This is a genomic window from Burkholderia sp. Ap-955 (assembly GCF_011753045.1).
Classification (GTDB): domain Bacteria; phylum Pseudomonadota; class Gammaproteobacteria; order Burkholderiales; family Burkholderiaceae; genus Burkholderia; species Burkholderia lata_D.
In genome coordinates, this window is the sequence record NZ_VWWH01000091.1 from 22,223 (window position 1) to 28,769 (window position 6,547).

At 62.3% G+C, this 6,547-nt stretch carries 8 protein-coding genes and 1 pseudogene; 6 read left to right on the forward strand and 3 right to left on the reverse strand.

Going from position 1 to position 6,547, the window contains the following annotated elements; all coding sequences use genetic code 11:
- Nucleotide 1 precedes the first annotated feature (1 nt).
- Together aroE and F3J15_RS30960 are read left to right on the forward strand one after the other, a co-directional pair.
- Nucleotides 2-841, forward strand: a complete 840-nt coding sequence (gene aroE, locus F3J15_RS30955) for a shikimate dehydrogenase (protein WP_166895980.1) — start codon at nt 2-4, stop codon at nt 839-841.
- Nucleotides 842-1,062: 221 nt separating this feature from the next.
- Nucleotides 1,063-1,395: a cupin domain-containing protein gene (locus F3J15_RS30960; RefSeq protein ID WP_089448848.1), complete on the forward strand. Its 333-nt coding sequence runs from the start codon at nt 1,063-1,065 to the stop codon at nt 1,393-1,395.
- A gap of 163 nt (nt 1,396-1,558) precedes the next feature.
- Here F3J15_RS30960 and F3J15_RS30965 read toward each other — a convergent pair whose 3' ends face one another.
- The gene (locus F3J15_RS30965; protein ID WP_011350136.1) at nt 1,559-1,858 is read right to left on the reverse strand and encodes an H-NS histone family protein; all 300 of its coding nucleotides are present in this window, start codon (nt 1,856-1,858) and stop codon (nt 1,559-1,561) included.
- A 281-nt stretch (nt 1,859-2,139) separates the two neighbouring features.
- On the opposite strand from F3J15_RS30965, the gene F3J15_RS30970 reads away from it, so the two are divergent.
- From F3J15_RS30970 to F3J15_RS30980, 3 genes are all read left to right on the forward strand, one after another.
- Nucleotides 2,140-2,628, forward strand: coding sequence for a RidA family protein (locus F3J15_RS30970; RefSeq protein WP_166895982.1), 489 nt, complete (start codon nt 2,140-2,142; stop codon nt 2,626-2,628).
- A gap of 115 nt (nt 2,629-2,743) precedes the next feature.
- Nucleotides 2,744-2,896 carry a hypothetical protein gene (locus tag F3J15_RS30975; protein ID WP_166895984.1) on the forward strand — a complete coding sequence of 51 codons (153 nt, stop codon included), beginning with the start codon at nt 2,744-2,746 and terminating at the stop codon, nt 2,894-2,896.
- A 535-nt stretch (nt 2,897-3,431) separates the two neighbouring features.
- Nucleotides 3,432-3,683, forward strand: a complete 252-nt coding sequence (locus F3J15_RS30980) for a hypothetical protein (protein ID WP_069249736.1) — start codon at nt 3,432-3,434, stop codon at nt 3,681-3,683.
- A 62-nt stretch (nt 3,684-3,745) separates the two neighbouring features.
- On the opposite strand, the gene F3J15_RS30985 is transcribed toward F3J15_RS30980, so the two are convergent.
- Nucleotides 3,746-4,858 (reverse strand): histidinol-phosphate transaminase, encoded by a 1,113-nt coding sequence (locus F3J15_RS30985; RefSeq protein WP_166895986.1) that lies wholly within the window; start codon nt 4,856-4,858, stop codon nt 3,746-3,748.
- A 404-nt stretch (nt 4,859-5,262) separates the two neighbouring features.
- Between F3J15_RS30985 and F3J15_RS30990 the strand changes: the two genes are divergently transcribed.
- Complete coding sequence (locus F3J15_RS30990; protein ID WP_166895988.1) at nt 5,263-6,354, forward strand: helix-turn-helix transcriptional regulator; 1,092 nt, start codon at nt 5,263-5,265, stop codon at nt 6,352-6,354.
- Nucleotides 6,355-6,433: 79 nt separating this feature from the next.
- Here F3J15_RS30990 and F3J15_RS30995 read toward each other — a convergent pair.
- Nucleotides 6,434-6,547 (reverse strand): annotated as a pseudogene (locus F3J15_RS30995) (IS5/IS1182 family transposase); the annotation flags it as partial.

A 6,547-nucleotide genomic window follows, 5' to 3' on the forward strand; every position in this document is an offset into this window, starting at 1 on the left:
GATGAGCGATACCTATGCGGTGATCGGCAATCCGATCGGCCATACGAAATCCCCGCTGATTCATCGGCTTTTCGCCGAAGCGACGCAACAGGCGATGCACTACACGGCCATCGAGGGGCCGTGCGAACCGGATGACGCGTTCGCGGTAACGGTGCGTGAATTCATCGCGGCCGGCGGCAAGGGCATGAACATCACGGCACCGTTCAAGCTTGCGGCGTTCGACATGGCCGACGAGCGCAGCGAGCGCGCGACGCTCGCAGGCGCGGCGAACGCGTTCAAGTTCGAGGGCGGTCGGATTCTCGCAGACAACTTCGACGGCATCGGTCTGCTGCGTGATATCGAGGTGAATCTTCACACGCCGTTCGCCGGCAAGCGTGTATTGCTGCTCGGTGCCGGCGGCGCGGCCCGCGGCGCGTTGCTTCCCTTCCTGGGCGCGCGCCCCGCGGAACTGGTGATCGCGAATCGTCACGTCGAGAAAGCACGAGCGCTGGCATCGCAATTGGCTTCGCATGGCCCGATAAAGGCGTGCGCTTACGGCGACCTCGATCGCATGGGGCGCTTCGATCTGGTGGTCAACGCGACCTCCGCGAGTCTGACCGGCGATTTGCCGCCCGTGCCGCCCGGCGTGTTCAGCCCGCATGGCACAGCCTATGAACTGGCCTATGGCAAGCACCTCACACCGTTCTTGCGACTGGCGCGCAATGCGGGGGTCGCCGGTGTAGCCGATGGTGTCGGCATGCTGGTGGAGCAGGCGGCGGAAGCCTTTGCGTGGTGGCGCGGCGTGCGCCCCGAGACACAAGCGGTGATCGACCTGCTTACCGTTCCGCTGGATCGAGTGTGAACGGGAGCGAGCGATACGGGACGTCGATACATCCACTGAGCGCTTTCATCAATTCGATGTATCGACGGGTTGAATCCGCGGCCGATTTCAGGCATGCGGAACGCTATGATGCTGTTTCCGACGAAACGAATCAGCGTCAATGGTGATCGCTGGACGACGGTGAATATTCCCCGTCACTCGACGCGCGATTCTTTCCCCCGACGATCAGCGACGAGGCCCCCATGCAACTTCAAACCGGTAACCTGTTCACCACCGAAGGCCAGCGCGGCAACGATGAACAAATCGACCTCCTCGTCACCGGGCAGCGTCTGAATGTCGAGCGGATCGTATCGATGGGCCACACGAGCCCCGATGGCTTTTGGTATGACGACTCGCGCGCCGAATGGGTCGTGCTGCTATCGGGCGCAGCCGTACTCGAATTCGAAGAAGGCCCGACGCGCCATGAAATGCATCCCGGCGACTACGTGCTGATCGAGCCGCATTGCCGTCATCGCGTCGCGTGGACGCACGAAGAAACGCAATCCGTGTGGCTTGCGATTTATTACGAACGTTGAATCAGGAAAGATTGGGCGGCATGCCATCCGGCGCGTAGCGTGCAACCACGCGCCGGATGGCACAAACCTTCACCGCACCGGAGCGGCATTTTAAATGCCGCCGGTATCGATGCCCAATAGCAGGGCGGCGCGCTGAATCGCGCGCCGGTGCGCGTCGAGAATCTTATTCCTGGATCAGGAATCGATTGCGATTCTTCGCGTCCTTGATCCATGCGGGCGCGCGACCGCGGCCCGACCAGGTTGCCCCGGTCTTCGGGTCGCGATACTTCGCCTGCACGGGGGCGGCCGCTTGTTTGGCCGGTCGACCACGACGCGTACCGAAAATGTCTTTCTCGGTAATGCCGAATTCCGCAACTTTGGTGCGGATGTCGTCGACGATCGCCTGGAATTCCGCGGCACGTGCAGCTTCGGCTTTCTCGGCCAAAGCTTCCATTTGGGCTTTCAGTTCCTTGTACGTTGCCATGTATCACTCTTCAGGTTGAGTACACATATGATAGCGGTTTCAGCGGAAAATTTTTAGGAAATTCTCTTCGACTACGAGATTTGTCATCGATAAAGCAATGCAGGACTGCTTCGAACACCTGAGAAGTGTGTCATGTTTGAGAAACCGTAGAGGATTACCCGGAAACTTTTAACGGCGGCGGCACGTCTCTTTGATCGCTCGCAGCGGGATTTTTTCGTCGAGACAAGCGGGCGAGACTTAATTATTCTTTACATTTTTCTGAAGTATCGGGGAATTCACTGATGAACAGGGACGATAAGCTGACACGGATCGCGGCCGAATTCGGCTTCAATCCGGACGAGGAAATCAGGATCGGCGGAAAGTACACGCCCATTCTGGTCGACGGGAACACGGCCTACATTGCCGGCCAGATTCCGCGGATCGGCGACGTGGTGCATTTCGTGGGCGTAGTGGGGGAATCCGTTTCGCTCGACGAAGGTCGCCGGGCCGCCGGCGTATCGGTGCTGCGTGCGCTGTCGCTGATCAGGAAGCACCGCGGCACGCTCGACGCGATAGCGACAGTGCCGCGCATTACCGTGTATGTGCGAAGCGCACCCGGCTTCACGATGCAAAGCGAAGTCGCCGACGGCGCATCCGACATGCTGTACGCGGTGCTGGGCGACGCAGGCGTTCATACGCGCACGTCGGTCGGCGTGCTGCAATTACCCAAAGGGGCTTCGGTCGAAGTGGATTTCATTTTCGGGCTGAAGCATGGCGATGTGGGTATCTGATTTCAGCGGACCCTGTCTCGCGAGTGTGTAGTTCCGCGAAACATTCCTGTACCCGACGCACGACACGCCTGATGACGAAAGCACGCGCCACCAATGCGGATAGCAAAACAAGAAATTGCCGCCAAAGGACTTCGACTGGCTGCTCGTCGATGAAGATCTCGCGAAGCTTCAGGCGGCGTTCGATATCCGCGATATGAAGGTGCGTGGCGAATTGGGTGAGTGGGCTGCGTTGTCGATCGACCCGTGTCCGGGCAGGCTTGAATGCTGACTTGTCGAGCAGGGCGCACAGGTCGCCACGACCGACGGCCGACGCGTGCGACAGCAGCAGCGCTGCATGTTCGCGTCTGCACGCCTTGCGTGGCTGCGCACTACCCTCGCGCACACCGCAAATGGTCGCCTCGTACCTGCCGGTCAATCATGCGCCGGACGCGCGTCGTGGAGGTGGTCAGTTGATCGCGATTTTGTCTTCGGCCGGCAACCGCATGCCTTCCGCGCTCCGCCCACCGACCTGAAGATTCCGGAAACACCGCCCCGCCAATATCGCCCCGCATCCCCACTTTGGGAGATGCCATTGCCCAACAGTAAGCCTACGATTGACCACAGGGCATCGGGGCCGGAAGTCATCAGAACAATCGGACAGGCTCCCCATTCCGTATCGAATTCAGCAAATGCCTACGCGGTTTACTGACACAGCTTCTACGTACGATGGCGACAAACGTGTGCGATGAATGCCTTACATCGCAACACGATGGCGCGTTGATGACGGAAAGCCTGCTGTCGTATTTCGGGGAATTTCAATCAATATGCTGGCACGAGACTATGCGGAACGAGAGCTCTCTCACATTCAGAGAATGGTGGCTCTCCTGGACAGCGAGACGAACGCTGACGATGTGTCGATGTCGGGTGCGGGGCGCGTGCGGCATCCGAGCTACTGGCGCGGGCGAATCGAGGAGCTGCTGTCGGCGCCCGACGTGCCGCGCCACGTCAGAAAGCTCAGCGAAGCGGTGCTCGCGAAGATCAACGCGATGGAAATGCGGTTCGCGACGATGAAGTAAGTACATCGTCGGATCCGGCGCGGCATGCGCGCCATCGCGTCGTCGACCGGATGGCCGGTCGTTTATTCGAGTGCCATCACGTCAAGCAGGGCCGCACGGAACGCGGCCATCTCCGCGCCGGTGCCGATCGACACGCGAAGATACGCCGGCGGGCCGGACTCCCGAATCAGGACCCCGTGACGCAGGAGGCCGCTCCAGATCCGGTGCCGATCCGCAAACTCGCCGAACATCACGAAGTTGGCATCGGAATCGGCCACCGTGAGCCCCAGGCCACGCAGCCAGTCGACGGTCGAATCGCGTTCGGCCTTGATCGCCTCGACTTGCGACAGCATCTCGTCACGCGCGACCAGCGCCGCGCAGGCCGCCGCCTGGGTGAAGGCGGACAGGTGGTAGGGCAAGCGAACCCGCTTCAGCGCTTCGACGACCGCAGGCGCGCACGCGCAATACCCGACGCGACCGCCCGCGAACTTGAACGCCTTGCTCAGCGTGCGGGTGACGATGAGCCGAGGATGGTCCGGCAGCAGCGTCACCGCGCTGGGGACGCCGTGACGCCGGAACTCCGCATAGGCTTCGTCGACGACGACCATGCCCGGCGCGACGTCGAGTATCGCGCGGATATCGTCGACCGGCAGCGCGGTGCCAGTAGGGTTGTTCGGCGACGTCAGCAGTACGACGCTTGGCTGGTGCTCGCGAATGCTGTCGAGCGCCTGCTCCGGATCCAACGCGAAATCCCGGGTGCGCGGCAACGTTTGCAGGCGCGTGAAAGTCGTGCGGCAGTATTCGTCATACATGGGATACGCGGGCGTAAAGGCCAGCGCCGTTCGCCCCGGGCCGCCGAATGCCTGCAGGATCTGCTGGATCACTTCGTTCGAGCCGTTGGCCGCCCACACGCTCGATGCGTCGACCGTCACGCCGGTGTCGTGCGTCAGATACGCCGCCAGATGCGCCCGCAGCTCGGCGAAGTCGCGGTCGGGATAGCGGTTCGCCGCGCGCGCGGCGTCGGCCACCGCGGTCGCGATGCGCTCGACGAGCGCGGGCGACGGCGGATAGGGGTTCTCGTTGACATTCAGGCAGACCGGCACATCAAGCTGCGGCGCCCCGTACGCGTGCTGCAACTTGAGGTCCTCGCGGAGCGGTAAATCCGACAAGGCGACGTCTTTCCAGGGCTGTTGCATTGAAAACACTCCGTACGGGTTCGATGGATCGGCGCAGTCCGCTTTCAAGGCGGCAAAAAACAAAAAAGGCGCCGGAGGCGCCTTGGTTGTCGTCTTGATCGGGCATTCACCCGATGCAATTGCTAGATGCGAAACGAGCCACGGCGCAACAGGGGGCGTCCGTGGTGATGGTGCAGCGAGAGCGTGGTGTTTCGAATCGTCATGCGCTGCATCATGGCATACCGTGATCCGGATGAAAAGCCGGCGGCACCGTGCGTGCCGGAATAACGGTCATTACGTCTGACGATAAACGGTAACAAACGTGGTATTTCGATCAAACGCGAACGAGTGATTTAAACGTGGGCGCCGATTGACTAAGATGCGCAGAAGACGTTCGACAATAACGCACGGCGCGGGGTGGCCAGATGCAAAAGAACGGGTTGATTCCATCCGCATGGATCGATGACGTCTACGCTGCGGCGCTGGGCGATCAACGATGGGAAACGGTGCTGGACGGGCTGCGATCGTGGGTCGGCGTGCGCATGGCCACGCTGCTGTCTTTCGACGACGCGGCGCGGGTGCCGGCGATCGAGCAGGCGGCGGGTGACGACGAGTCATGGGTCGCCGCGTGTTACCACACCTACAACACCGAGTTCTATCTGTACGACCCGGTCGTGCCGGTCGCCGCCGACTGGGCGGCGGGCCGCTGGTTCGAGGACGTCAAGCACCTGTCCGCGCACCAGCGCGCACATAGCGTGTTCTATCAGGAATTCCTTCACCCGTTCGGGCTCGGCAGCATCTCGGGCCTGTACATCCATCGCAGCGAGGGCTCGGGCGCATTCCTCAGCGTCCAGGGCGGCCCCGAATCGCAGGGGCTGTCCGACGATCAGCGCCACGCAATCGAAAACATGGGGATGCACATCAGCCGCGCGCTGCAGATCCAGGCGCGGATCGGCGAGCTCGAGGCGCGCGTGGCCGCCGCTGAATCGACGCTCGATGCGATTCCGGTGCCGGTCTTCCTGCTCGGCGCGCAGCGGGAGCTGCGCTACACGAATCGCGCGGCCGATCAACTGATCGCGGCGGAACCGGCGCTGCGGGTCGTGAACGGGCGATTCGCGCCGGAAGGCTGTGTCGACGATGCGCAATGGCGGCACGCGTACGCGCGCGGCGGGCTGTTGTTACGGCGCACAACGGGCGAACCGTTGCCGCTGGCGCTGATGCCGGTGCCCGAGCAGTCGCGCCTGGTGCGCGAGCGGCCGGGCGTCGCGACGCTGATGACGGCCGCCGATCTGCGTTCGCCATCGGCTCGCGCGCAGCGGCTGCGCGTGTTCTACGGGCTGTCGTCGGCCGAGGCCGATCTTGCCGTGCTGCTGTGTTGCGACGGGCTGTCGCCGCAGGAATGCGCTGAGTTGCGCGGCGTGTCGATCGGCACGATCCGCACGCAGATCAAGTCGATCTACGCGAAGACGGCGGTGGGGCGGGCGGCGCAGCTTACGTCGCTGGTTATGCAGACTTGAGGGGGCGGGGCTGGGGTGGGTGTAGGGGGTAGGGTATCGGTAACGGGGTGCGCAGAAAATAAATGACTTAGAGGCCAGTTCAAAAACCTTGCTCAGCTCGCCTGAAGACGTTCCAGCAGACGCGCGAGCAGCCAAGTTTCAAGAATGCTTCGTGAATGTCGGCACGTCGCTCGAAGCGCGTGCGTAGACGACG

What these genes read in the sequence shown, in the direction of transcription:
- aroE (WP_166895980.1), top strand. Translation starts at nt 2, where the DNA reads ATGAGCGATACCTATGCGGTGATCGGCAATCCGATCGGCCATACGAAA.
- F3J15_RS30960 (WP_089448848.1), top strand. Translation starts at nt 1,063, where the DNA reads ATGCAACTTCAAACCGGTAACCTGTTCACCACCGAAGGCCAGCGCGGC.
- F3J15_RS30965 (WP_011350136.1), bottom strand. Translation starts at nt 1,858, where the DNA reads ATGGCAACGTACAAGGAACTGAAAGCCCAAATGGAAGCTTTGGCCGAG.
- F3J15_RS30970 (WP_166895982.1), top strand. Translation starts at nt 2,140, where the DNA reads ATGAACAGGGACGATAAGCTGACACGGATCGCGGCCGAATTCGGCTTC.
- F3J15_RS30980 (WP_069249736.1), top strand. Translation starts at nt 3,432, where the DNA reads ATGCTGGCACGAGACTATGCGGAACGAGAGCTCTCTCACATTCAGAGA.
- F3J15_RS30985 (WP_166895986.1), bottom strand. Translation starts at nt 4,858, where the DNA reads ATGCAACAGCCCTGGAAAGACGTCGCCTTGTCGGATTTACCGCTCCGC.
- F3J15_RS30990 (WP_166895988.1), top strand. Translation starts at nt 5,263, where the DNA reads ATGCAAAAGAACGGGTTGATTCCATCCGCATGGATCGATGACGTCTAC.